Consider the following 557-nt stretch of genomic DNA (forward strand, 5'->3'; position numbering starts at 1 on the left):
GCGTTGAGGGCTAGGCCGTGCTCAACTAGATCCATAATTATCTCCGCTTCGATCCTGGGGCGGGTTACTCCCCCCCTTGTACTGAGCAGAGCCCGGCATTCGGGCGGCAACGGCGACACCTTAGAAATGCGTCGGTGCAGTGCCAGTGACGCTTCCGGTGGCGGCGAAGTCCAGTGGAAAGAACCAGTGAGAAAGGCAGACAATACACCACGCAGGCGCAATCACGGCCTTGACCAAGACTGCCGTCAAAATCTCAACGGATGGCATGCATGCGCACTTTGGCAAGACTACGAGCGTGAAGAGAAGCAAACCGAAGAACGACAGGATCTGACATGTTGGCACCAAGCGCGTTTTGAGACCCATCGCCGGTCCCAAAACGACGAAAGCCACCCTAAGGTATATTTCGTTTTCAATTGCAGCATTCGACACTAAGGGAGGCGATCTCAACCGGTCGACGCAACACACTCTGCGAACTTCTCTGCTGGCGTTTGATATTGCAAGGTCTTGCGAGGGCGTTCGTTGAGTTGCCTTGCGATTGCACTGAGCTTTGCTTGGGA

1 pseudogene is annotated in these 557 nt (G+C 54.9%); it reads right to left on the reverse strand.

Going from position 1 to position 557, the window contains the following annotated elements:
* Nucleotides 1-443: 443 nt before the first annotated feature.
* Nucleotides 444-557: pseudogene (locus tag AB9F29_RS21295) on the reverse strand (IS30 family transposase); the annotation flags it as partial.

The sequence above is a fragment of the Falsihalocynthiibacter sp. S25ZX9 genome (genome assembly GCF_041205405.1).
GTDB lineage: Bacteria > Pseudomonadota > Alphaproteobacteria > Rhodobacterales > Rhodobacteraceae > Falsihalocynthiibacter > Falsihalocynthiibacter arcticus.